Annotated in this window: 21 protein-coding genes; 7 read left to right on the top strand and 14 right to left on the bottom strand. The window is 66.4% G+C overall.

Annotated elements, in window-relative coordinates; all coding sequences use genetic code 11:
* Positions 1–26 precede the first annotated feature (26 nt).
* The 7 genes from FHW64_RS13645 to FHW64_RS13615 all read right to left on the bottom strand — a co-directional run bounded on the left by FHW64_RS13645 (position 27) and on the right by FHW64_RS13615 (position 6637).
* A complete protein-coding gene (locus FHW64_RS13645) occupies positions 27–845 on the bottom strand; it encodes an ABC transporter permease (protein WP_184526966.1) in 819 nt (272 codons plus the stop codon).
* Entirely contained in the window at positions 845–1642 is a 798-nt protein-coding gene (locus tag FHW64_RS13640; RefSeq protein WP_184526965.1) for an ABC transporter ATP-binding protein, read from the bottom strand. Before FHW64_RS13640 ends, FHW64_RS13645 begins: the two co-directional genes overlap by 1 nt.
* Positions 1639–2673: an adenosine deaminase gene (locus tag FHW64_RS13635; RefSeq protein WP_184526963.1), complete on the bottom strand. Its 1035-nt coding sequence runs from the start codon at positions 2671–2673 to the stop codon at positions 1639–1641. The genes FHW64_RS13640 and FHW64_RS13635 overlap by 4 nt, the downstream gene beginning before the upstream one ends.
* 12 nt (positions 2674–2685) lie before the next feature.
* Positions 2686–3801, bottom strand: coding sequence for an ABC transporter substrate-binding protein (locus FHW64_RS13630; protein WP_184526961.1), 1116 nt, complete (start codon positions 3799–3801; stop codon positions 2686–2688).
* Positions 3802–4021: 220 nt separating this feature from the next.
* Positions 4022–5257, bottom strand: a complete 1236-nt coding sequence (locus FHW64_RS13625; protein WP_184526959.1) for an FAD-binding oxidoreductase — start codon at positions 5255–5257, stop codon at positions 4022–4024.
* Between the two features lie 4 nt (positions 5258–5261).
* Entirely contained in the window at positions 5262–5615 is a 354-nt protein-coding gene (locus tag FHW64_RS13620; RefSeq protein WP_184526957.1) for a RidA family protein, read from the bottom strand.
* Between the two features lie 107 nt (positions 5616–5722).
* A complete protein-coding gene (locus tag FHW64_RS13615) occupies positions 5723–6637 on the bottom strand; it encodes a LysR family transcriptional regulator (RefSeq protein ID WP_409350622.1) in 915 nt (304 codons plus the stop codon).
* A 147-nt stretch (positions 6638–6784) separates the two neighbouring features.
* Between FHW64_RS13615 and FHW64_RS13610 the strand changes: the two genes are divergently transcribed.
* Positions 6785–7774, top strand: coding sequence for a tripartite tricarboxylate transporter substrate binding protein (locus FHW64_RS13610; RefSeq protein WP_184526953.1), 990 nt, complete (start codon positions 6785–6787; stop codon positions 7772–7774).
* A 5-nt stretch (positions 7775–7779) separates the two neighbouring features.
* Positions 7780–9324 (top strand): amidase, encoded by a 1545-nt coding sequence (locus FHW64_RS13605; RefSeq protein ID WP_184526952.1) that lies wholly within the window; start codon positions 7780–7782, stop codon positions 9322–9324.
* An 8-nt stretch (positions 9325–9332) separates the two neighbouring features.
* Here the strand turns inward: FHW64_RS13605 and FHW64_RS13600 are convergent, their stop codons facing one another.
* Both FHW64_RS13600 and FHW64_RS13595 read right to left on the bottom strand, forming a co-directional pair.
* Complete coding sequence (locus FHW64_RS13600; RefSeq protein ID WP_184526950.1) at positions 9333–10859, bottom strand: MDR family MFS transporter; 1527 nt, start codon at positions 10857–10859, stop codon at positions 9333–9335.
* Positions 10856–11368: a MarR family winged helix-turn-helix transcriptional regulator gene (locus FHW64_RS13595; protein WP_184526948.1), complete on the bottom strand. Its 513-nt coding sequence runs from the start codon at positions 11366–11368 to the stop codon at positions 10856–10858. Before FHW64_RS13595 ends, FHW64_RS13600 begins: the two co-directional genes overlap by 4 nt.
* A gap of 93 nt (positions 11369–11461) precedes the next feature.
* Here FHW64_RS13595 and FHW64_RS13590 point away from each other — a divergent pair, with 93 nt between their 5' ends.
* The 5 genes from FHW64_RS13590 (at position 11462) to FHW64_RS13570 (ending at position 17621) form a co-directional block, all read left to right on the top strand.
* On the top strand, positions 11462–12037 hold the full coding sequence (locus FHW64_RS13590; RefSeq protein ID WP_311733301.1) for a DUF2889 domain-containing protein: 576 nt from the start codon (positions 11462–11464) through the stop codon (positions 12035–12037).
* A 54-nt stretch (positions 12038–12091) separates the two neighbouring features.
* On the top strand, positions 12092–13252 hold the full coding sequence (locus FHW64_RS13585) for an acyl-CoA dehydrogenase family protein (protein WP_184526946.1): 1161 nt from the start codon (positions 12092–12094) through the stop codon (positions 13250–13252).
* A gap of 7 nt (positions 13253–13259) precedes the next feature.
* The gene (locus FHW64_RS13580; protein ID WP_184526944.1) at positions 13260–14417 is read left to right on the top strand and encodes an acyl-CoA dehydrogenase family protein; all 1158 of its coding nucleotides are present in this window, start codon (positions 13260–13262) and stop codon (positions 14415–14417) included.
* A 27-nt stretch (positions 14418–14444) separates the two neighbouring features.
* Complete coding sequence (locus FHW64_RS13575; RefSeq protein ID WP_184526941.1) at positions 14445–16001, top strand: long-chain fatty acid--CoA ligase; 1557 nt, start codon at positions 14445–14447, stop codon at positions 15999–16001.
* A 348-nt stretch (positions 16002–16349) separates the two neighbouring features.
* On the top strand, positions 16350–17621 hold the full coding sequence (locus FHW64_RS13570; RefSeq protein ID WP_184526940.1) for a porin: 1272 nt from the start codon (positions 16350–16352) through the stop codon (positions 17619–17621).
* A gap of 28 nt (positions 17622–17649) precedes the next feature.
* Here FHW64_RS13570 and FHW64_RS34430 read toward each other — a convergent pair whose 3' ends face one another.
* The 5 genes from FHW64_RS34430 to FHW64_RS13550 form a co-directional block, all read right to left on the bottom strand.
* Positions 17650–17784: a hypothetical protein gene (locus FHW64_RS34430; protein WP_260303800.1), complete on the bottom strand. Its 135-nt coding sequence runs from the start codon at positions 17782–17784 to the stop codon at positions 17650–17652.
* Between the two features lie 14 nt (positions 17785–17798).
* Positions 17799–19214 (bottom strand): pyruvate kinase, encoded by a 1416-nt coding sequence (pyk, locus tag FHW64_RS13565; RefSeq protein WP_184526938.1) that lies wholly within the window; start codon positions 19212–19214, stop codon positions 17799–17801.
* A gap of 1 nt (position 19215) precedes the next feature.
* Positions 19216–20505 (bottom strand): glycerate kinase, encoded by a 1290-nt coding sequence (locus tag FHW64_RS13560; RefSeq protein WP_184526937.1) that lies wholly within the window; start codon positions 20503–20505, stop codon positions 19216–19218.
* A 17-nt stretch (positions 20506–20522) separates the two neighbouring features.
* Positions 20523–21881, bottom strand: coding sequence for a dicarboxylate/amino acid:cation symporter (locus tag FHW64_RS13555; RefSeq protein ID WP_221210326.1), 1359 nt, complete (start codon positions 21879–21881; stop codon positions 20523–20525).
* Positions 21882–21998: 117 nt separating this feature from the next.
* A complete protein-coding gene (locus tag FHW64_RS13550; RefSeq protein ID WP_184526935.1) occupies positions 21999–23087 on the bottom strand; it encodes a tartrate dehydrogenase in 1089 nt (362 codons plus the stop codon).
* Positions 23088–23139: the final 52 nt, after the last annotated feature.

Raw genomic sequence — 23139 nt, 5'->3', positions numbered from 1 at the left:
GCTCCTAGGTTGGCTTTGGGGGGTGATCAGGTGCCGCGCGACAGGTCGGAGAACGCATCGGCCCAGAAGATGACCCGACGGGCGATCGCCTTGACGATGCCGTGCAGCACGATGCCGATGAGCGACAGAATGATGAGGATGGCGAACATGCCGGCTGCGTCCATCGAGAAGTTGCGCTGCAGGATCAGGTAGCCGAGGCCCGCTTGCGCGCCCACGAACTCGCCGACGATCGCGCCGATGACCGCGAGCACGATCCCGATGTCGAGCCCCGCGAAGACATAGGGCAACGCATGCGGCAGGCGGACCATGCGGAACACATGCCAGCCCGAGGCGGTGAACGCACGCATCAGGTCGATCTGGTCGCGTGGCGCCGAACGCAGTCCGACGATGGTGTTGGCCAGCACCGGAAAGAAGACGATTGTTGCAGTGATCACGACCTTGGACGCGGTGCCGAATCCGAACCACAGCACGAACAGCGGCGCGATCGCGACCTTGGGCACCGTCTGGAAGGCAACCACGTAGGGATAGAGCACCGCTTCGAGCAGGGCGCTCTGCCCGATCAGCGCACCGAGCAGGAACCCCGCGAGCGCACCGACGGCGAAGCCGGCAAGGATCTCGTAGAGCGTGACCCACAGGTGCGACCAGATCTCGCCGGACACGAGCACGTCGTAGACTGCGCGAGCAACCCGCTCCGGCCCCGGGAAGATCAGGTGCGAGACGCCGAATGCGGAGATGGCGACATGCCAGATGCCGATCACTGCGACAAAGAAGAACCCGATCAGCATGCGGCGTTTCAGCGGCGTGAGCGCGGGCGCAGCGTCGGGGCTGGTGGCGGTCGTGGTCATCAGTCGAGCCCTCCGCTCGCGTTCAGGTTGGCGCGGATGCCGGAGACATAGGCGCCGAAGCGCTCGGTGTTGATCACGTCCAGCGTGCGTGGCGACGGCAGGTCGACCTCGATCACCTGCGTGACGCGACCGGGCCGCGGAGACATGACGATCACCCGGTCGCCGAGAAACACGGCCTCGGGAATGCTGTGGGTGACGAGCATGATGGTCGCGCCGGTTCGCTCGCGAAGCTTCAGCAGTTCGACGTTCATGGTCTCGCGGGTCATCGCGTCGAGCGCGCCGAAGGGCTCGTCCATGAGCAGAAGCATCGGGTCGTTGACCAGTGCGCGCGCGATGCCCACGCGCTGCTGCATGCCGCCCGAGAGTTCGTTCGGGTACTTGGTCTCGAAGCCCGCAAGGCCGACGAGCTGCAGGTAGTGCATCGCACGTTCGCGTGCAGTCTTGGGGTCGCGGCCCTGGATCTGCGCGGGAACGAGCACGTTCTCCAGGATGTTGCGCCAGGGAAGCAGCACCGGCGCCTGGAAGACGACGCCGATCTCGCGGCTCGGGCCGGTGTGTTCGCGGCCACCCAGTTCGACGTTGCCGCCGGTCGCCCGGTCGAGCCCCGCAAGAATGCGCAGCAACGTGCTCTTGCCGCAACCGCTGGGGCCGACGACGGTGACGAACTCCCCGCGCTGCACCCGGAAGTCGACGTTCTGCAAGGCGATGACGTCGCCCCCATCCTTCGAGCGGAAGGTCTTCTGCAGCCGGTCGAAGCGGAACGCAGGTCTGGTTTCAGAAGCCACGGCCGAATTCATTCGCGCTCCCCTGCGCGCGCGCCCGATCGAGTCAGCCAGTCGTCGATGCGTGCGATCGCGTCGACGCGTTGCGCCTCAGGCATGAACGCGGCCTCGAAGCTGTTGCGGGCAAGCCGCGCAAGATCCTCGTGATCGAGGCCGAGCGCCTGCTGGCACGCCACGTAGTTGTCGTTGACGTAGCCGCCGAAGTAGGACGGATCGTCCGAATTGACGGTCACGCACAGGCCGGCATCCAGCAGACGCTTGAGAGGATGCGCGTCGACTGCGGGAATCACCTGCAGCTTGAGATTCGAGAGCGGGCACATCGTCAGCGGGATGCGCCGTCCGGCAAGCTCCGCAACCAGCGACGGGTCGTCGACGCAGGCGTTTCCGTGGTCGACGCGATCCACCTCGAGCAGCTCCACCGAGTCACGCACGTATGCGGCCGGCCCTTCCTCGCCTGCATGCGCCACGACCTTGAAGCCGAGTTCGCGGCATCGACGGAAGAACTCGGCGAACTTGGCGGGTGGATTGCCGACCTCGGCGCCGCCGAGGCCGAAGCCCAGCAGTTGCCCATACCAGGGCTGAAGCGCGTCCAGCATCGCGAGGGCCTCTTCCTCGCTGCGGTGCCGTTGCGCCAGCACGATCAGTCCCGAAGTCACGGCGTCTTCGGCGTGCGCATCGGCCATCGCGCCGAGCACGCCCTCCATCACGGCGGCAAGCGGGATGCCGCGCGTGGTGTGCCCCTGCGGCCCGAGGAAGAGTTCGGCGTGCAGTACGTAGTCCGCATGGGCGCGGCGCAGGTACTCGCGCGTGACGTCATGGAAGTCCTGCGACTTCACCAGCACGCGGCAACCGTCGTAGTAGAGGTCGAGGAAGTCCTGAAGGTCGGTAAACCGGTAGGCGGCACGCAATTCCTCTTCCGTCTGCCAGCGCACGGCCACACCGTTGCGACGGGCGAGGCGAAGGAACAGGTCGGGCTCGATCGAGCCCTCGATGTGCATGTGAAGCTCCGCCTTCGGCAGGCCGGCCACGAACTGCTCGGGTGTCATCGCGGGTGTCACTCAAACGCCCTTGCAGGCCTTGGCGGCATCGATGACCGCCTTGTGGTCGAAGTTGTTGATCGCCTCGACGAAGCCGGGCTTGAGGTACAGCATCGAATCGGGCGCCACCGTGCGCTTGATCAGGCCGTCCTTCACCATCTGTTCCTGCATGCGGCCATAGGCGGCCGGGCTCATCGCGCCGATGAGCTTGCCGCCGTTCATCGTCTGCGCGGCGGACATGGTCTCGAGTTGCGTCTGCAGCAGCGCAAGGTCCCACTTGGCGAGCGTGGCTTCATCGGCGCCGGTGGGCTTGGTGCTCGGGAAGTACTTCCAGTGGATCTTGCGCGCGCATTCCGGGTTGGTCTGCGCGAAGAGCGTCGCCTTGGCCGCGCCGCGCGAGATCGCCTCGACCATCGCGGGATCGGTGTCGATCGTCTTCTGCATGGTCGCGAAAGTGAAGTCCGGCAAGGCGCGCCATGACGGATCGAAGAGCACGCGCATCTTCGTGCCCGCATTCTGGAAGCCCGTGAGGGCCGAACCCCAGAACATCAGCGCCTGCACGCGATCGGATTTCAGCGCTTCGAGCGCGGGTGCGCCGGCACCGGTGGCGATGATCTGCACGTCGGTGTCGGGGTTGATGCCATTGGCACGCAGGTAGCCCTTGAGCAACGGCATCCCGCCCGTGCCGAGGCTGAAGATGCCGATCTTCTTGCCCTTGAGGTCGGTCACCGACTTGATGCCGCTGTCCTGCGGCACGCCGACGCCCCAGTCGATGACGCCGGTGCCCATCAGGCCGCGCACCGCGACCTCGTTGTCGACGTTGGCCTGGATCAGCCCGGTCGAGTTGACCTGCGCGAAGTCCACGCCGCCGGCGACCATCTGCTGGATGCCCTGCAGCGAGCCGGCCGTCGTGACGATCTTGACGTCGTAGCCGTCGTCCTTCCAGTAGCCCAGCGCGATCGGCAGCGTGAGCCACGGATAGGTCACATTGACCACCTGCGTGCCCAGGGCGATGGTCACCGGCTTCAGGGGCTTGGCCGCGGTCTGGGCGGTTGCGTCGACGGCCACCAGGCCGAGCGTGGCGCCGGCGACAAGGGTCGCGAGGCGTGCGAATTTGGGAAGAAACGAGGCTTTCATCGAGCGTCCTTGATTGCGGAATTCGCTCGAAGATTAGCAACGCAAATGCCTTCGCTGTGATCAATATTCAGAAGAAAATGATCTACAAATTAGCGCATTTATTTCAGTCTTTTCTGCATTGATTCGGGGCAAAAGGCATCGTCGTTGGGCGTGTTCCGGCGCCTTGAAACGCCTTTGCGTTTCGAGGCACTGACATGGTGCGATGCCTGTCGGCAGGCAGCTAGAAGCGGCTTGCTGAATAGGGGGCCGGATCGACGAAGGGAGTCGCGCCCTCGATCATGTCGGCCATCAATCGGCCGCTCGCGGGCCCCAACGTGAACCCCTGGTGAGCGTGGCCGAAGTTGAACCAGAGTCCTGCATGGTTTGGCGCCGGACCGATCACCGGCTTCATGTCTGCGGTGCAGGGCCGGTTGCCCATCCAGGGCTGTGCTTCGACGGGGTCCGGCAGATCGATCAACTCCCGAGCCGCTGCTTCCGCCTTGGCCAATTGCACCGGCGTACCCGGTGCACCGATGCGGGCGAACTCGGCACCCGTCGTGATGCGAACACCCTGCGCCATGGGCGCGAGCACAAGGCCGCGCTCGGCATCGAGCATCGGCAATTGCAACCCGGGGCCGCCGCGATAGTGACGGTGATAGCCGCGCTTGACGAACAAGGGCAGCCGATAGCCGAGCGGCGCGATCAATGCATCCGCCCAGGGGCCGAGGGCCACGACCGCGTGTCGCGCCGTAATCGGACCGGTGCTCGTCCGGACTTCCCAGCCACTCCCAGCAGCTCGCAGGCTGGCTGCATCACCCTCGACCAGTTGGCCGCCCAGTGCCTCGAAGCGTTGCGCGTAGCGCGCTACCAACGCGCCCGGATCGCTCACGGACCACGGGTCCAGCCAGTGCAGCGCACCGGCCATGCGTTGGCGCAGGCCGGGTTCTGCCTTTGCCAATTCATCACCGCCCTGCAGCGTGTGCCGCACACCGTAGTCGGCCGCGAGCCGGGTCGCACGCGTCGCAGCCTCTTCCATCGCGGCCGATGTGCGAAAGACGAAGCGGTAGCCTTCCTTGCGCGCGAGGTCGTCCGCACCAGACTCGGCCATCAGCACCTCGTGCTCGGTCAGGCAATGCGCAATCAACCGGCTGTAGGCCTGCGCGATCGGTGCGTAGCGCGCGGGCGCGGAAGCGTGCCAGTAGCGCGCCAGTCGCGGCAGCACCTCCGGCAGTGCGCTCAGGTGGTAGTTGACGTCCATGCCGCGCTTGAACGCGACGTCGAAGACGGCTGACCACTCGCGCGGAAAGGCATAGGGCTCGACCGCTTCGCGCTGGATGATCCCTGCGTTGCCGTAGGAAGTCTCGCTTCCGGGTGCCCGGCGGTCGACCAGCGCAACGGAGTGACCGCGCCGCGCAAGCTGCAACGCGGTGCAGGTGCCGACCATGCCGGCGCCAAGAACGATGACGTCGGCGGACATGCGATCAGTCGCGCTGCGCCGCCGTCACGGTGACCTCGAGACGAGCTCCGGGCGCCAGCAGGCTCGCGACCACGGTGGTGCGCACCGGGAGCGGGTCACTGAAGTGCTTGCGGTACTCCGCGTTGAAGGCTGCGAAGTCGCCGCCATCCACGAGATGCACCGCCACTTGCACCACGTCGTCGAGCGTCAGGCCGGCGGTGCCGAGCGTGGCACCGATGCGCTGCAGCACCAGCGCGGTCTGCGCCGCGATGCCGTCGGGAATGCTCCCGTCGTCCGAAAAAGGCATCTCGCCAGACAGGAAGGCCAGGCCCTTGGCGAGGCGAATCTTGGAAAAAGGGAGGGTGGGTGCCTGGGTCATGGGGGAGAAGTCCTAGCTGTGATCGCCCGATTGTGGAACGCGGCCTCGATCTCCGGTTGGCAATATATAGAAGTCATCGTTGCGATTCACGCAATTCAATGGCAGCCCTACCCTTCCACGCGAACCGCCTCCCGCAAGTGATCGAGGAATGCGCGGCAGGCGCCGGGCAATGTCCGCCCGGCCATGGTCTGGATCTCGAAGTGGCGCTCGTTCATCTCGCGGTCCCGCAGCGGCACAGCGACAAGATGGCCGGCCTTCAGGCGGTTGCGGAGGGCAGCTTCGCCGCTGAGGGCGATGCCGCCGCCGGCCGCCGCGAATGAAATCGAAGCATCGAGGCGGTTGCTCAGGAACGCAGGGTCGCACTGCAGGCCCTGGCGGCTGCAACTGATGTCGAACAACTGGCGCAGCGTCGAATACGCGCCCCCCGGCAATGCCATCGGATAGCCGACCAGCTGCGCCAGCGACAGCTGTCGTCGCGAGGCAAGCGGGTGGTCCTTGGCCATGATGGCCAGGATGGGCGACGGATGCCGCAGCTCCACGTTGATCTGGCGCTCCGAGGTCGTGCTGAGCGTGACGCCGATATCGACCTCGCCATCGCGCACCAACTGGGGAATCTCGGCCTGCATGTGAACGTTCAAAGCGAAGCGGATGCCCGTGTACTCGCGCTGGAACTCGGCGATGAGGCCGGGGAGGAACTCGGATGCAAACCCCTCGGTACTTGCGATTCGCACGAGGCCGGTCTGCAGGCCGCGTAACGCCTGGATGTCGTCCGTCACGCGTTCGATGTCCTGCCAGGCGCGCTTGGCGTGCGCGGCGAGCAGCTCGCCGGCCGCGTTGGGCACCATGCCACGGGCCCTGCGCTCGAACAGCAGGGTGTCGAGTTGGCTCTCCAGATGCGCGATATGCCGGCTGACGGCGGACGGCGCGACGCTCAGCCGCTCGGCCGCGGCCGTGACGGAACCGGTGCGTACGACCTCGAGGAAGTGGCGCAGGGCCGTCTCCTGGAGGACACGCCGATTGATGTTCTTGGACACGGGTTGACCCTTATGTGAATTGCGATTATCGCAACAAAACATTCAAATCATGGTCATTGCTTGGAACGATCGGCCTTCCTACGATGAGGGCTCGTCTCCGCAATCCTCGCCCCCACACACTCACCCGCCGTCGCCATGCACACCCCGCTCCTGCGTACTCTCGGGCTCGTCGCCCTCGGCGCTTTCAGCGCACTCGGACTCTCTGCCGCCGCCCTGGCCGAAGACAGCTTCCCCTCGCGGCCGATCACGATCGTCGTGCCGTTCCCTCCCGGTGGTGGCGGCGACGTGCAGACGCGCCTGGTGGCCCAGAAGATGGGCGAAAAGCTCGGCCAGACCGTGATCGTCGACAACAAGCCTGGCGCCGGCCCCGCCATCGGCGCGGCCTTCGTCGCCAACGCCAAGCCCGACGGCTACACGCTGCTGATGAGCTCCGCCTCCACCTACACGCTGAACCCGGCGATCCGCAAGTCGCTGCCCTATGACCCGATCAAGAGCTTCGAGCCGATCGGCATCATCAGCCGGGTCGGCCTCGTTCTGCTGGTCAATCCCAAGGTGCCGGTGAACAACCTGAAGGAACTGGTGGCGACCGCGAAGGGCGCTCCCGACAAGTACAGCTATGCGTCCTTCGGCGCGGGCACGAGTTCGCACTTCGCGGCCGAGATGGCGTTGCAGGCCATGGGGATCCGGCTGATGCACGTTCCGTACAAAGGCAGCGGGCCGGCGATGACCGACCTGATCGGCGGACAGGTGCCCTTTTCCTTCGACACCGTGACCGCCGCCTTGCCGCAGATCAAGGCGGGCAAGGTCAAGGCGATCGCGATCACCACGGCCAAACGTTCGCCGTTGCTCCCCGAAGTGCCCACCTTTGCGGAGTCAGGCTATCCGGCCGCGGTGCTCGACAGTTGGGGCATGGTGGCGGCGCCGCGCGGCCTGCCGCCTGCAGTGCATGCCAAGCTCGAGAAGGCGCTGGCCGATTCGATCGCCGACCCGGCGGTGCGCAAGGGCTTCGCCGAGCAGGGTGTCGAGGCCAGCTTCGTCGACTCGGCAAAAGCCGCCGCGCAACTCAAGGCCGAGCTGCCCCTGATGCGTGCGGTCGCGGTGCGCGCCAACATCCAGCCGGAATGAGCAGCATGAGTCAGCCACCGAACACCACCGCTTTGGTCGAGCACACCGCTGTCGAACTGCGCCGGATGATCGCGAGCCGCGAGGTCTCTCCGGTCGAACTGCTGGAGGTGTGCATCGAACGGATCGAGGCGGTGAATCCCTACATCAACGCCGTCACTGCGACCTGCTTCGATCGCGCACGCGACGAAGCCCGCGTTGCCGAGAAGGCGGTGCTGCGCGGCGAATCGCTGGGCCTTCTGCACGGGCTTCCCGTGGGTGTGAAAGACCTGGAGCCGACCGCCGGACTGCTGACCACTTTCGGCTCGCCCGCCTTCCGTGCGCACGTGCCTGACCAGGACATCGAACTCGTGGCGCGACTGCGGCGCGCGGGCGGCATCGTCACCGCCAAGACCAACGTGCCCGAGATGGGCGCGGGGGCCAACTCCCGCAACCCGGTCTGGGGCGCGACCGGCAATCCCTTCGACCCGCGCTTGAACGCCGGGGGCTCCTCGGGCGGCTCCGCGGCCGCGCTGGCGTGCGACATGCTGCCCGTGTGCACCGGCTCGGACACCGGCGGCTCGCTTCGTATCCCCGCCTCGAAATGCGGCGTGGTCGGCTTTCGCCCGTCGCCCGGCGTGGTGCCCAGCGTGCGCAAGTTGCTGGGGTGGACGCCCATCTCGGTGGTCGGACCGATGGGCCGCACGGTCGCGGATGCCTGCCTGCAACTCGCGGCCACGGCCGGGATGCATGCTGGCGATCCGCTCAGCCATCCACTCGACCCCCTCGCCTTCCTGTCGCCTGAAGCGGCCGATCTAGGCCGGCTGCGCGTTGCCTACACGGCCGACTTCGACTGCTGCGACGTGGACCCGGACATCCGCGCCACCTTCGCCTCGCGGATCGCCGCCATGCGGCACCTGTTCGCGCGCTGCGACGAGGTGCGCTTCGACCTGGGCGACGTGCACCGGTGCTTCGACGTGCTGCGTGCCGAGGCCTTTGTGGCCGGCATGCGCGAGGCCTACGAGAAGGATCCCACCGCCCTCGGCGCGAACCCGCGAGCCAACTACGAGATGGGCGCACGAATGAGCCTGCTGGACAGCGCCTGGGCCCAGGCCGAGCAGACCCGCATCCTCGGTCGATTCCAGGCCACCTTTGCCGACTACGACCTGGTGCTGGCGCCGACGACGCCGGTCTCGCCGTTCCCATGGACCGAGCCCTACGCCCACATGGTCGATGGCAAGCCGCAGGCCAACTACTACCGATGGCTCGCGCTGACCTACGTCACGACGCTCACGACCCATCCCGCGTTGTCGCTGCCCTGCGGCACCGACGCCAAAGGCATGCCCTTCGGCCTTCAGGTCGTCGGCCCGTTCCGGGGCGACCTGCAGGTGCTGTCGGCCGCGCTTGCGATGGAGCAGGCTTTTGCGTCCGACCCGGCATTGCGCCGTCCGCGCCCCGACCTCAGGGCACTGCGCATGCCCGACCCAGCGCTGGACTCGATCGTCACCGCGCCACCACCGACGGACTGGCGCAACGGTGCAAACGCCCCTGTTACGACGAGTTCCGTCGTCTGACCCCGAAGCTAGTGCGGGACTTCCGCCGGGCCGCTTGAAGCGCGGCGCGGCTTGCGGATCAGCAGCAACAGCGGGATCGACACCGCGGTCATCGCCATCATGATCCAGAAGTCGTTGAGGTAGGCGATCATCGCCGCCTGCCGCGTCACCTCCGCGTTCAGCGCAGCGAGGCCGGACGGCGTTGCGATGTTCGCAGCCGCTCCCAGGTAGGCCAGACCCGCATTGCCGGGCGCCACCAGCGACGCCAGGTTGGCGTGCGCGCTGCTCGAGCCTTCGGTCAACAGGGCCTGGACGATCGAGATCCCGACGCTGCTGCCGATGTTGCGCAGAAGGCTGAAGATGGGCGTGCCCTGGTGCCGCAGATGCGGCGCCAGCGTGGCGAAGGTGGCGGTCGACAGCGGCACGAAGGTGAAGCCGATGCCCAGCCCCTGGATGAAGCCCGAGGTGATGATCAGCGTGCTGTCCATGTCGGGCGTGAAGCGCGTCATCTGCCACAGCGAGAAGGCCGTGAGCCCGAAGCCCACCGCCATGATCCCTCGCACGTCCACGCGCTGAACCAGCCGGCCGACGACCATCATCGCGATCATCGTGCCCACGCCGCGGGGCGCGGTGACGGCGCCGGTGTAGACCACCGGGTAGCCCATCAGGCCCTGCAGGAAGGTCGGCAGCAGCGACATCGTGGCGAACAGGATCATGCCGACGATGAAGGCGAACAGCAGCCCGGTGACGAAGTTGCGGTCCTTCAGCAGCTCGCGGTTGAGGAAGCTCGCGCCTTGCACCGTCCAGGTGTGCACCGCGAAGAATGCCAGCGCGATCACGGCGCCGGCCGCTTCCAGGCGGATCTCCCACGAATCGAACCAGTCGAGTTGCTCGCCGCGATCGAGAAACAACTGCAGGAGACCGATGCCGAGGCTCAGCGTGACGAAGCCGAAGACGTCGAGCTTCTCCGCGCGGGGACGGCTTTCAGGGAGATATCGCCCGATGCCCCACAGCGCGAACAGCCCCACGGGCAGGTTGATGAAGAACACCCACCGCCAATCGAACTGATCGGTGAGCCAGCCGCCCAGCAGCGGCCCGAGGATCGGGCCGACCATGATGCCGGCGCCCCAGATCGCCATGGCCTGGCCGACCTTCTGCGGCGGATTGATATCCAGCAGCACCGCTTGAGACAACGGAACCAGCGCCGCCCCGAAGATGCCCTGCAGCAGCCGCGCAGCGACGATCTCGGTCATCGAGCCGGCAAGCCCGCACAGCGCGGACGCAATCGTGAAGCCGACCACCGAGACCAGGAAGACCCGCCGGCGCCCCCAGTGCCCGCACAGCCAGCCGGTGAGCGGCAGCGCGATGGCCGAGGCGACGATGTAGGAAGTCAGCACCCAGGTGATCTGGTCCTGCGAGGCCTGCAGGCTGCCCTGCATGTGCGGCAACGCGACGTTGGCGATGGTGGTGTCCAGCGCCTGCATGATGGTCGCGAGCATGATCGAGATCGTGATCATTCCGCGATTGGGCACGGGGAAGGTGGTGGACGCGCTCATGCCTTCCCCCCTTCCGCGGCGGCAGGCTCCCAGGCCAGCAGCCCTTCGCGCGCCTTGCCAAGCAGCGCGATGAGTTGCTTGCGCTCGGCCGCGCTCAGCTTGCGCAAGCCGTGCGCCTGCACCTCGTCGCTGATCTTCAGGGCTTCGTCGAACGCGGTCAGCGCGCGCGGCTCCGGGTGCACCCAGTTCGCCCGGCGATCGGTGGGCGACGTTTCCCGGCGTATCCAGCCCGCCGTTTCCATGCGGTCGCACAGGGCGGCCACGCCCATCGCGCTGAGTTCCAGCCGCTGTGCGAGCTCTGCCTGGGAAAGTGGGACCGCGCCTTCATGAGTGGCCAGCGCGCCGATCAGGCGGCACTGGGCCAGCGACAGTCCGAGTCGTTCGCGTGCCAGCCGGTCGAAATGGCCACCGTGCAGCTTGGCCACATGGTTGACCAGGAAGCTGAAACGCTGCGTGTGGTCGTATTTCATAAACACGTGGATATTAAACTGGTTTATTAATTGCTGCACGCCCCCCCGAGCGGGGTGGGCACGCAGGCAGGTGCCAAGACCTATCTTCGAAGCCCCGGCATCAGCCTTACGACAGATCTACTGGAGACCCCTGTGCAACTCGAACGCGATCAGGCTATGGCGCAAGGGCGCCGCCTGCTGCACACACGACAGGTGCAATGCACAGGCTACCTGCGCGACGACGGCCTGTTCGACGTCGAAGCGACGATGAAGGACATTTCGCCCGACGGGACCGAGATGTTCTTCAAGCGCCTTTCGGCCGGCGAGGCGCTGCACGACATGCGCCTGGTCGTCAGCTTCGACACGGACATGGTGATCCGCCAGGTGCAGGCTCACACCGTCGCGGCACCGACCCCCTATTGCGGAGACAGCAACGCACGCTATCAGGAGTTGGTAGGGTTGAAGATCGGCCCCGGCTTCTCGAAGAAGGTGAAGTCCCTCTTCGGAGGCGCCCAAGGCTGCACGCACCTGACCGAGCTGCTCGGCCCCCTTGCCACGACGGCCATCCAGACCTGGTTCTCGCTCTGGCGCGAGACGAACATCATCAGCGAGGCGCATCGCAAGGAGGGCCCTCTGCCCCGTCCGATGCTCGTCGACAGCTGCCAGGCCTATCGCATCGACGGCCAGGCCATGCAGCTGCTGTGGCCGCCGCATCGGCGCGCCGCCTGAAGCGCGAACCCTGCGCCTGCAGACCCGTTCATTCACCCTCTCCTTCTTCTCCCGATGGACCTCGAACTCACTGCCTCGCAAAAGGCCTTCCGCGAGGAAGCGCGTGCCTTCATCCGCGAGCGCCTGCCGGCCGACATCCGCGAGCGCGTGCGCAACGGCAGCGCCTTTCACAAGCAGGACACGGTGACCTGGCAGCGCATCCTGCATGAGCGCGGCTGGGCCGCGCCGCACTGGCCCAATGAATACGGAGGTGCGGGCCTGGGCACCATCGAACGCCTAATCCTGCTGGACGAATTGCAGCGAGCGGGCGCGCCGACGCCACTCGCCTTCAACGTCGCCATGCTCGGGCCGGTGCTGCTGCGCTTCGGCACCGAGGAGCAGAAGCGCTTCTTCCTGCCCAAACTGGCCAACCTCGACCTGTGGTTCTGCCAGGGCTTCTCCGAACCCGGCGCCGGCTCCGACCTCGCATCACTGCGCACCCGGGCCACGCGCGACGGCGACCACTACATCGTCGAGGGCCAGAAGATCTGGACCACCGGCGCCCACAACGCCGACTGGATCTTCGCGCTGGTGCGCACCGAGAGCGCTGCGCGCAAGCAGGACGGCATTTCATTCCTGCTGATCGACATGCGTTCTGCAGGCGTATCTGTGCGCCCCATCGTCTCGATCGACGGGGAGCACCACCTCAACGAAGTGTTCTTCGACGCCGTGCGTGTACCGGTGTCGAACATGATCGGCGAGGAAGGCCGCGGTTGGGATTGCGCCAAGTACCTGCTGGGCAGCGAGCGCGCCACCATTGCCAGCGTGGGCCTGTGTTGGGAGCGCCTGGAGCGCGCGCGCGAACTGGCGGCCGCCACCCGCCAGGGAGATCGGCGCCTGATCGACGACCCAAAGCTCGCGACCGAGCTGGCCATGCTGGGCGCGGAAGTCCGTGCGCTCGAACTCACCAACTGGCGCTTCCTGACCGATCCGGAGATGGGCCGCAAGATGCCCGCCTTTGCCTCGGTGCTCAAGCTCAAGGGCTCGGAGCTGATGCAGGAGCTCACCGCCTTGCTTGCACGCCTGTCAGGCCCGGCCGGGTTGGAACGGCGCGATGGCGAATCACACGCGCAGGCCGGTGCCGTGTCGCGCTACTTCTTCATACGCGCCGCGACCATCTACGGCGGCTCGAGCGAGGTCCAGAAAGACATCCTCGCCAAGCAGCTCCTGGGATAAGCAAAAAATGAACTTCAACCTGAGCGACGAACAACAGCAGATTGCAGACAGCCTCGAGCGCCTGCTGACGGACCACTGCAGCTTCGAGCAGCGCCGTGCCATCGCGGCCAGCGAGCCCGGCTGGAGCGTCGGGCTCTGGGGCCAACTGGCCGAACTGGGCGTGACGGCCCTGGGCATCCCCGAGGCCTTCGGCGGCCTGGGAGGCGGCGCCACGGACCGTCTTCCAGTGCTGCAGGCCTGCGGCCGTGCACTTCTGCTGGAGCCTTACCTGGCGTCGAGCGTGCTCGCCGCCACCGCCGTTCGCGAGGCGGGCAGCAATGCACAGCGGGACACACTACTGCCGGCACTCGCGAGCGGCGAGCTGCGAATGGCCTTTGCGCTTGACGAGACGACGGCGCGCCACGAACCGCTGTGGGTCGAGACCCGCGCGCGCCAAACGCCGCAGGGCTGGCGCCTGGACGGTGGCAAGGTTCTGGTGCTGCACGGCGCACACGCCCACCGCCTGGTGGTCACGGCGCGAACGCACGGCGAGCCCGGTGACGCCGATGGGCGGATGTTGTTCCTGGTCGACTCGCAAGCAGCCGGTGTGGCGTTGCGTGACCATCGCCTGATCGACGACACAGCCGCCGCCGAATTGACGCTGCGCGATGCCGTGGCCGAACCGCTGGGCGATCCGGCAGACGGTGCACGCGCCCGCGACGCGATTGCGGCCACGCTTGCCGCAGGCACGGCTGCCGTCTGCGCCGACATGGTCGGCACCATGGAGCGCGCCTTCGCCCTCACCACCGAGTACGTCAACACGCGCCAGCAGTTCGGCCGCGCGATCGGCCAGTACCAGGCGCTGCGTCATCGCATCGCCGAGATGGCGGTACAGCTCGAACTGGCACGCAGCCTCGCCATTGCCGCGGCGGTCGCCGCCGACTCGCCGGATACACCTGAGTCGGCCATGGACCTGCCGCGCGCCAAGCTGGCCATCGGCCGCTATGCGCGCTCGCTGTGCCAGGCGGCCATCCAGTCGCACGGCGGCATCGGCATGACCGAGGAATACGCGGTGGGCCACTGCCTGCGCCGCGTGCATGTCCTGGATCAGTTGTTCGGCGACGTCGGCGCGCAGGCCGCGCGACTGGTTCTCATGGATTCACGCCTGACGCCGACCTCCCGCTGATTCGCACCGCTGTTCCCTGTCTCCCCTATGCATCTCACTCTGAGCCTGCAGCGCTCGCTGCAACAAACCCCTGACCGTCTGGCGACCATCTTCCACGACCGGCGTCGGACCTTCCGCGAAATGGCTGACCGCGTGGCGCGCCTGGCGGGCGCCTTGCGCTCGCTCGGCATGCAGCCCGGCGATCGCGTGGGCATGCTGGCCCTCAACTCGGACCGCTATCTCGAATACGTGATGGCGGTGTGGTGGAACGCGGGCGTGATCAACCCCGTGAACATCCGCTGGAGCGTGCCAGAGATCGTCTATTCGCTCGACGACTGCGACACACGCATCCTGATCGTTGACGACGCATTCCTGCACATGGTGGATGGCATTCGCAGGACGGCCAAGGCACCGCCGTTGTTCATCTACGCCGGCGACGCAGAGCCGCCGCAGGACATGGCGTCCTACGAGCAGCTCATCGACGAGGCCGCGCCCGTTCCTGATGCCGGCAGTGGGGGGAGCGATCTTGCCGCCATCATGTACACGGGAGGCACGACAGGCTTTCCCAAGGGCGTCATGCTCTCGCACACGAACCTGGGGTCTGCGGCCGTACAGCGCATGGCCGAGATGCCGCCGCTGCGGGGTGGGCGCAATCTGCATGTAGCGCCGCTCTTCCACATCGGAGGGCTGGGCCGCGCGATGGTGCAGTTCATGGCGGGCGAGACGCACGTCGTGCTGCCCGGCTTCGATGCCGTCCAGGTGCTTCAGACCATCGAGCGCGAATCGGTGGACGAGACCATGTTGGTGCCAACCATGATCCAGATGCTGATCGCGCACCCGGACTTCCACAAGTACAAGCTCGGCAGTCTGCAGCGGCTGGCCTATGGCGCATCGCCCAGCGCCGCAGCCACGGTGGAACTGGTGCTCGAGCGCATGCCTTGGCTGCAGTTGTCGCATTCCTATGGAATGACCGAGGCCAGCCCCATCATCGCCAGCAATCCGCCCGAGAACCACACCGAGCCGGCACGCAGGAGCGGGCTGTCGCGCTCGGTGGGGCGGGGCGTCGTCGGCATCCACGTCCGAATCGTCGATCCGGAAGGCCGCGAACTGCCGCGCGGCACGGTGGGCGAGATCATCGTGCGCGGGCCCAACGTCATGCAGGGCTACTGGAACAAGCCGGACGAGACGGCCAAGGCGCTGAAGGATGGCTGGCTATGGACCGGCGATGGCGCATACATGGACGAGGCCGGACACATCTTCATCGTCGATCGCATGAAGGACATGATCGTGACGGGCGGCGAGAACGTGTTTTCGGCCGAGGTCGAGAACGCGATCTCGCGCCATCCTGGCGTCGCGATGTGCGCCGTCATCGGCGTGCCGAGCGCGCAGTGGGGCGAAGCGGTGCACGCCGTCGTGATGCCCAAGCCCGGCGTGGTCCTGACCGAAGAGGAGATCCGTGCGCACTGCCGCGAGTTCGTCGCCGGCTTCAAGTGCCCCAAGACGGTGGAGTTCCGCAGCGAGTTGCCGCTCTCGGGCGCCGGCAAGATCCTCAAGCGCGACCTGCGCGCACCCCACTGGGCCGGGCAGGCGCGGGCGGTGGCGTAACGGCACACGGCACAAACCTCTGGCCCTGCGGCGCGCCCCGGCCTGCCTGACCAAGACGCTCACCTTCGTGGTCGCCACCCCGGCGGGTGGCGGCCTGCACGTGCTCACGCGCGCCCTGACCGACGTGCCGAACATGCCAGAGGCAGGATTTCCCGAACCGGAATTCAAGACCTCCGGCTGGGTCGCCGTCATCGGCCGAGCCGCCGGGTCTCACAGGCGCGGCCAGCAGACGAGCGGTTGGATATGGGTGAAACCCGTCCCCCTCTTCTCGGGGGGGTTCGCAGTGGGGATGGGCCGTAACTTACAGGCCGCCCGTCTGGGCGTCTTCCAGTTTCTCCAACATCACACATGAAAAAAACACTCATCGCGCTTTCGACTCTCGCAGCGGCCGGCGCAGCCTCGGCGCAGTCTTCCCTCACCCTCTTTGGCGTCGTGGACGTCGGCGTCAGCTACTACGAAGCGACCAGCAAGTATCAGAACAACGGTGTGCTGCCCACGACGCCGAAGCCCGACATCAAGCAAAGCCAATGGGCGCTGTCGAACAGTGGCAATGCATCCTCGCGCCTGGGGTTCCGCGGTCAGGAGGACCTCGGAGGCGGCTATGCGGCCGCGTTCTGGCTCGAATCGACTCTGTGGCCCGACAACGGCAGCACGTCGCCGACCGGCATCCTCTTCGATCGTCGCTCGACGGTGAGCCTGATCATGCCCGCCGGCGAAGTGCGCCTGGGCCGCGACTACAACCCGACGTTCTGGAACGACGCGGTCTTCGATCCGTTCGGGGTGGTCGGCGTCGGCACTTCGCTCATCGCACAGACACTCGGTGGCGCACTGCCCACGCTGTCGCTCAATCGTGGCAACTACGCGCGCAAGGCCAACTCGGTGAGCTACTTCCTGCCGGGCGGACTGGGTGGCTTCTATGGCCAGGCGATGTACGCGTTCAACGAAAACGTTACCGGTGTGCAGGTGCAGAACGACCCCAAGGCAACGAACAATTCACGCACTGGTCGCTACGTCGGCGCACGCGTCGGCTACGCCAACGGCCCGCTCGATACAGCGATCGCGTTCGGCACCAGCACGATCGCCGACAACTACTTCTACGGCTCCACCACCAACGTGAACACCGCCAACCTCGGCGCGTCGTATGACTTCGGGCTTGTGAAGCTCTATGGCGAGTACTCACGCGTGGACGTCAAGACCGATTTCGCGAACGTTGCAGCCTTCCCCTTCACGCCCACGCTGACGCCCCCACTGGACGTGAACACGAACAACTTCATCGTCGGCTTGAGCGTGCCCATCGGCGCGAGCCAGATCAAGGCGTCGTACGCCCAAGTCAAGGGCCAGTTCTTTAACTTCACGAAGTTCGGCCCGGTGCCGATGCTCACGCCTGATCCGAAGGCGGAGAAGTTCGCGCTCGGCTACATCTACAACCTGTCGAAGCGCACTGCGCTCTACTCCACCTTCGCCGTGACGAAGAACGAGAACGGCGCAGCGATCGCCGTCGTCAATGTCGCATCGGCAGCCGTCGCGCCCGGCTACACGAACGCGATCAATTCGGCTGCACCGGGCTATCGCGCGGACCGCGGCTACGGCTACGACTTCGGCATTCGCCACGCGTTCTGAGCGGGCACAGCGAACCGTTGTCTCCTTGTCAGTGGCGACTTCGGATGGCCGATCGCCCTGCGAAGACGGCGTGCCGACCCAACTCGGCGACCTCCGCAGCGACCGTCGGATTGCCTCGCGAATCGAGGATCTCGAAGCCGCGGATTTGCTGGATCGATGCCATGTGTTGTTTCCCGATCAGATCTGCGCGATGCGCAGGAGGTTGGTGGTGCCGGAGGTGCCGAAGGGCATGCCGGCTGAGATGACGACGGTCTGGCCCGACGTGCCGAACCCTTCCTTGAGTGCCGTGCGGCAAGCGAGCTCGCTCATTTCCGGCACGTCCACCACTTCGTGGCAGAGCACGGCATGCACGCCCCATGCGAGCGCCAGTCGGCGCGCAGTAGCCAACCGGGGCGTCATCCCGATGATGGGCGCGCGCGGACGTTCGCGCGCCATGCGCAGGGCCGAGTAGCCCGAGCTCGTATACGCGACGGTGGCCGCCGCGCTGAGCAGGCCGGTGATGTCGCGCATCGCCAGTCCAATGGCGTCGGCGGTGCGGGCGACGGGTTCCGTGCGCGACGCGTCGATGGCGGAGCGGTAGTTCGGATCGCTCTCGGTGTGCGTGATGATGCTGCTCATCATCTTCACCGCCTCCACTGGGTAGCGGCCGCTGGCCGATTCCGCAGAGAGCATGACCGCGTCCGCACCTTCGTAGATCGCGGTTGCCACATCCGACGCTTCGGCCCGGGTTGGCACCGGTGCGGTGACCATCGATTCGAGCATCTGGGTCGCGACAATGACCGGCTTACCAGCGCGGCGACATGCGCGAACGATCCGCTTCTGGATGGATGGCACCTGCTCCGCAGGCATCTCCACACCGAGGTCGCCGCGCGCGACCATCACGGCGTCTGTCTCCGCGAGGATGGCATCCAGTGAAGCGATTGCGGCCGGCTTCTCCAGCTTGGCAACGATACCCGCGCGCCCATCGACGATGGTGCGGACTTCGATGATGTCCTCCGGGCGCTGCACGAACGACAGCGCGATCCAGTCGACGCCCAGCTTGAGTCCGTAGGCCAGGTCGGCACGGTCCTTCTCGGTCAGGGCCGAGAGCGGCAGCACGACCCCGGGCACGTTCACGCCCTTTCGGTCCGAGAGCTTGCCGCCGATCACCACGCGGGTTTCGGCGAAGTCCTTGCCGAAGGTCTCCACTCGCAGGCGCAGACGGCCGTCGTCGAGAAGCAACTCGGTGCCCGCCTCCAGCGCCGCGAAGATCTCGGGATGCGGCAGCGCCACGCGCGTCGCACTGCCAGGTGTCTTGGTGTCGAGATCGACACGGAACCCCTTGCCTTCGACGAGCTGGATCGAGCCCTCCGGAAAGGTGCCGATGCGCAGCTTGGGGCCTTGCAGGTCGAGCAGCACGCCGATGGGCCGTCCGCTGTCGCGTTCTACTTCGCGGATGAGGTCTAGGCGACGCTTGTGGTCCTCGTGGGTTCCGTGGCTGAAGTTCAGCCGGAACACATCGGCGCCTGCGTCGAACAGCGCCTGAATGGTCTGTCGTTCATCACTCGCCGGGCCCAGTGTGGCCACGATCTTCGCGTGCTTGTTTCTGCGCATTTCAGTCTCTCCTGTTGGCGCGATCGGGTGCAATCACGATCGCGCGGAAGTCGTTCACGTTGGTCAGCGTCGGACCGGTCACCACCGAGTCACCGAGCGTCTCGAAGAAGCCGTGTCCGTCGTTGTCATCGAGCCGCTCGCGTGGGTTCATGCCTTGCTTCCAGGCGCGCGACAGCGTGTCCGGTGCGAGCAATGCGCCGGCGATCTCTTCCTGTCCGTCGACACCGTCCGTGTCGCCAGCCAGCGCGTGGATGCCAGGCTCGCCGTTCAACGCGATACCCAGCGAGAGCAGGAACTCGACATTGCGGCCGCCTCTGCCCTTTCCGCGCAACGTGACGGTGGTTTCGCCACCGGAGAGCAGCACGCACGGGGCCGCGACGGGCTGGCCGAGGCGTGCGACCTGCAGTGCGATGCCGGCCATCGTCTTTGCGACCTCGCGCGCTTCGCCTTCGATGGCGTCGCCGAGGATGTATGGCGTCAGTCCCGCGTCCCATGCGACCGCAGCCGCTGCTTCGAGCGCCATCTGAGGGGTTGCGACGAAGCGGGTCTCGATGCGCGGAAGGCGGGGATCGTTCGGCTTCAAGGTCTCACCTTCGCCCGACTCAAGCAAGTCAAGCGCACGGGGCGGCACGTCGATCCGATAGCGGCGCAGGATGGCGAGCGCGTCGGCGCAGGTCGAGGCATCCGCGACGGTGGGCCCCGATGCGATGTCGACCGGATCGTCACCCGGCACATCGGACAACAGCAGATTGACGACCCGCGCCGGATGGCACGCTGCAGCCAGTCGCCCGCCCTTGATGGCCGACAGGTGACGCCGGACGCAGTTCATCTCGCTGATGCTGGCGCCGCTGGCGAGCAAGGCGCGGTTGAGCGCCTGCTTGTCCTCCAGCGTCAACCCAGGCAGCGCGAGCGGCAGGAGCGACGATCCATCGCCGGAGATCAGGCACAGCACGAGGTCATCGCTCGTGAGGCCCCGCACGATCTCCAGCATGCGCCGTGCCGCGGTTTCGCCAGCCGCGTCGGGTACCGGATGCGCTGCCTCGGCGATCTCGATGCGCTCGCATGGCACTGCATACCCGTAGCGCGTCACCACCAACCCGGTGAGCGGACCGCGCCAGTGGTCTTCGACCGCACGAGCCATCGCTGCGGAGGCCTTGCCGGCACCGATCACGACCACTCGACCCTTCGGGGGTTCCGGCAGATGGCGCGGGACACACAAGGCAGGCTGCGCGGCAGCGATCGAGGCGTCGAACATGGCGCGCAAGGCGATGAGCGGTTCGACCAGCTTCATGACGGTTCTCACCCGGCTCAGGCCGCGACGCGTACGCCGCCGAGGTCGGCGCGGATCGGCTTCACGACGCCGGACGGTGCATCCTCGTCACCTTCGTACAGCTCTTCCAGGTCCTCCGGATCGGTCTTGCCGTCGAGCACCTGTGCCAGGCGCTGCCGGTCGACCGAGCCGACCCAGCGGCCGATGGCAATGGTGCCCACCGCGTTGCCGATCGTGTTGGTGATGGCGCGTGCTTCCGACATGAAGCGGTCCACGCCGAGCAGCAGCACCATGCCGGCCACCGGAATCTTGCCCATCGAGGCGAGCGTCGCCGCCAGCGTGATGAAGCCGGAGCCGGTGACACCGGCAGAGCCCTTGGACGTCAGCATCAGCACGCCCAGCACCACGAGTTGGTCGGTGAGCGAGAGCGGCGTGTTCGTTGCCTGCGCGATGAAGATGGCCGCCATCGTGTAGTAGATGCACTGGCCGTCGGGGTTGAAGGTCAGGCCGGAAGGCACGACCAGGCCGACCACCGGCTTCGACACGCCGGCGTGCTCCAGCTTGCGCATCAACTGCGGCACGACGGATTCCGACGAACTCGTGCCGAGCACGGTGAAGAGCTCGTCCTTGATGTACTTGAGGAACTTCCAGAGGCTGAATCCCGACAGTCGCGATATCGCGCCGAGCACCAGCGCCACGAACAGGAAACAGGTGATGTACATGGTGCCCATCAGCTTGCCGAGCGAGACGATCGAGCCGAGGCCGTACTTGCCCACCGTGAACGCCATCGCGCCGAACGCGGCCAGCGGTGCGACGCGCATGATCATTCCGACGACCGCGAAGACGCCGTGCGTGAACGAGTCGAGGAAATCCACGACCGGCTTGGCGCGCGGGCCGATGTGGGAGAGCGCGATGCCGAACATCGTGGCGAAGACGAGGATCTGCAGGATGTCGTTCCTCGCGAGCGCGTCGAAGAGACTGGTCGGCACCAGGTGCATCACGAAGTCGACGAAGCCTTCGGGCTTGGCACTGGCCGCCGTGTAGGTCGCGATCGCCTTGGTGTCGAGCTGGGCGGGGTCGATGTTCATTCCACGGCCCGGCCCGACGATGTTCACCACCACGAGTCCGAGTGCGAGTGCAAAGGTCGAGAGGATCTCGAAATAGAGAAGAGCCCGGACGCCGACACGGCCGAGCTCTTTCATGTTCTCCATCCGGGCGATGCCCAGCACGACCGTGGCGAAGATGATGGGCGCGAACACCATCTTGATCAGCTTGATGAAGATGTCCCCCATCGGCTTGAAGTCGCTGGCGAAATTGGGGGCGAAGAAGCCGAGTGCCGCACCGGCGAACACGCCGATCAACACTTGGACGTACAGGGTGCCGAAGAAGCGGCGCATGATTTGTCTCCTGGTGGATATGTGGGCACGAGCTCGACCCGGCAGCGCTTGGCGGCTGCTTCTGGGGTGTTCACGAAAGGAGGCCCGGCCGCTGCCTCGCAGCCGGGGCGGCGGTCGTCAGGCTGCCTTGCGCTGCGCGCCGCCCGTGACCTGATCGCACACGGCCTGGGTGACTTGCGCCGTCGTTGCCGTGCCACCGAGATCGCGCGTGTGCAGCGAGGGGTCCGCCGTCACGGCCTCGACCGCCCGCATGACGCGCTTGGCCGCATCGAACTCACCGAGGTGCTCCAGCAGCATCACGACGGACCAGAAGGTGCCGACGGGATTGGCCAGCCCCTTGCCCATGATGTCGAAGGCCGAGCCGTGGATGGGCTCGAACATCGACGGATAGCGGTGCTCGGGGTCGATGTTGCCGGTGGGCGCAATGCCGAGGCTGCCGGCGAGTGCGGCGGCCAGGTCGCTCAGGATGTCGGCGTGCAGGTTGGTCGCGACGATGGTGTCGAGCGAGGCCGGGCGATTGATCATTCGGGCGGTGGACGCATCCACCAGTTCCTTGTCCCAGGTGACATCCGGGAATTCCTTCGCGATCTGCGTGGCGATCTCGTCCCACATCACCATCGCGTGGCGCTGTGCGTTGCTCTTGGTGATGACGGTCAGCAGCTTGCGGGGCCGCGACTGGGCCAGCCTGAAGGCGAAGCGCATGATGCGCTCGACGCCCGCGCGGGTCATCATCGATACGTCCGTGGCCGCTTCGGTCGGGTGACCCTGATGCACGCGGCCGCCGACGCCCGAGTATTCGCCTTCGGAGTTCTCGCGCACGATGACCCAGTTCAGGTCCTCGGGCTTGCAGCGCTTCAGCGGTGCGTCGATGCCGGGCAGGATGCGCGTCGGACGCACGTTGGCATATTGGTCGAAGCCCTGACAGATCTTCAGGCGCAGGCCCCAGAGCGTGATGTGGTCGGGAATGTGCGGGTCGCCGGCCGAGCCGAACAGGATCGCGTCCTTGTTGCGCAGGGCGTTCAGGCCGTCGTCCGGCATCATCACGCCGTGCTCGCGGAAGTAGTCTCCGCCCCAGTCGAAATTCTCGAATTCGAAGCGGAAGCTGCTGCCGGCCGAGGCCAGTGCCTCGAGAACCTGCTGCCCGGCGGGCACGACTTCCTTGCCGATGCCGTCGCCGGGAATGGTTGCGATCTTGTACGTCTTCATGGGCTGTCTCCGTATGGTGGTGAGGGGGTAGGGAGACTGTAAGAATTCGACG

The sequence above is a fragment of the Variovorax sp. Sphag1AA genome (genome assembly GCF_014192575.1).
Lineage (GTDB): Bacteria > Pseudomonadota > Gammaproteobacteria > Burkholderiales > Burkholderiaceae_C > Variovorax.
The sequence above is the reverse complement of the archived record's forward strand: the minus strand, read 5'-3'. Positions and strand labels throughout refer to the sequence as shown.

Excerpts from the sequence above, each read along its gene's own strand:
- FHW64_RS13630 (WP_184526961.1), bottom strand. The coding sequence starts at position 3,801 with ATGAAAGCCTCGTTTCTTCCCAAATTCGCACGCCTCGCGACCCTTGTC.
- FHW64_RS13605 (WP_184526952.1), top strand. The coding sequence starts at position 7,780 with ATGAGTCAGCCACCGAACACCACCGCTTTGGTCGAGCACACCGCTGTC.
- FHW64_RS13560 (WP_184526937.1), bottom strand. The coding sequence starts at position 20,505 with ATGAAGCTGGTCGAACCGCTCATCGCCTTGCGCGCCATGTTCGACGCC.
- FHW64_RS13620 (WP_184526957.1), bottom strand. The coding sequence starts at position 5,615 with ATGACCCAGGCACCCACCCTCCCTTTTTCCAAGATTCGCCTCGCCAAG.
- FHW64_RS13575 (WP_184526941.1), top strand. The coding sequence starts at position 14,445 with ATGCATCTCACTCTGAGCCTGCAGCGCTCGCTGCAACAAACCCCTGAC.
- FHW64_RS13585 (WP_184526946.1), top strand. The coding sequence starts at position 12,092 with ATGGACCTCGAACTCACTGCCTCGCAAAAGGCCTTCCGCGAGGAAGCG.
- FHW64_RS13625 (WP_184526959.1), bottom strand. The coding sequence starts at position 5,257 with ATGTCCGCCGACGTCATCGTTCTTGGCGCCGGCATGGTCGGCACCTGC.
- FHW64_RS13555 (WP_221210326.1), bottom strand. The coding sequence starts at position 21,881 with ATGCGCCGCTTCTTCGGCACCCTGTACGTCCAAGTGTTGATCGGCGTG.
- FHW64_RS13645 (WP_184526966.1), bottom strand. The coding sequence starts at position 845 with ATGACCACGACCGCCACCAGCCCCGACGCTGCGCCCGCGCTCACGCCG.
- FHW64_RS13580 (WP_184526944.1), top strand. The coding sequence starts at position 13,260 with ATGAACTTCAACCTGAGCGACGAACAACAGCAGATTGCAGACAGCCTC.
- FHW64_RS13600 (WP_184526950.1), bottom strand. The coding sequence starts at position 10,859 with ATGAGCGCGTCCACCACCTTCCCCGTGCCCAATCGCGGAATGATCACG.
- FHW64_RS13640 (WP_184526965.1), bottom strand. The coding sequence starts at position 1,642 with ATGAATTCGGCCGTGGCTTCTGAAACCAGACCTGCGTTCCGCTTCGAC.
- FHW64_RS34430 (WP_260303800.1), bottom strand. The coding sequence starts at position 17,784 with ATGGCATCGATCCAGCAAATCCGCGGCTTCGAGATCCTCGATTCGCGA.
- FHW64_RS13550 (WP_184526935.1), bottom strand. The coding sequence starts at position 23,087 with ATGAAGACGTACAAGATCGCAACCATTCCCGGCGACGGCATCGGCAAG.
- FHW64_RS13570 (WP_184526940.1), top strand. The coding sequence starts at position 16,350 with ATGAAAAAAACACTCATCGCGCTTTCGACTCTCGCAGCGGCCGGCGCA.
- FHW64_RS13635 (WP_184526963.1), bottom strand. The coding sequence starts at position 2,673 with ATGACACCCGAGCAGTTCGTGGCCGGCCTGCCGAAGGCGGAGCTTCAC.
- FHW64_RS13610 (WP_184526953.1), top strand. The coding sequence starts at position 6,785 with ATGCACACCCCGCTCCTGCGTACTCTCGGGCTCGTCGCCCTCGGCGCT.
- pyk (WP_184526938.1), bottom strand. The coding sequence starts at position 19,214 with ATGCGCAGAAACAAGCACGCGAAGATCGTGGCCACACTGGGCCCGGCG.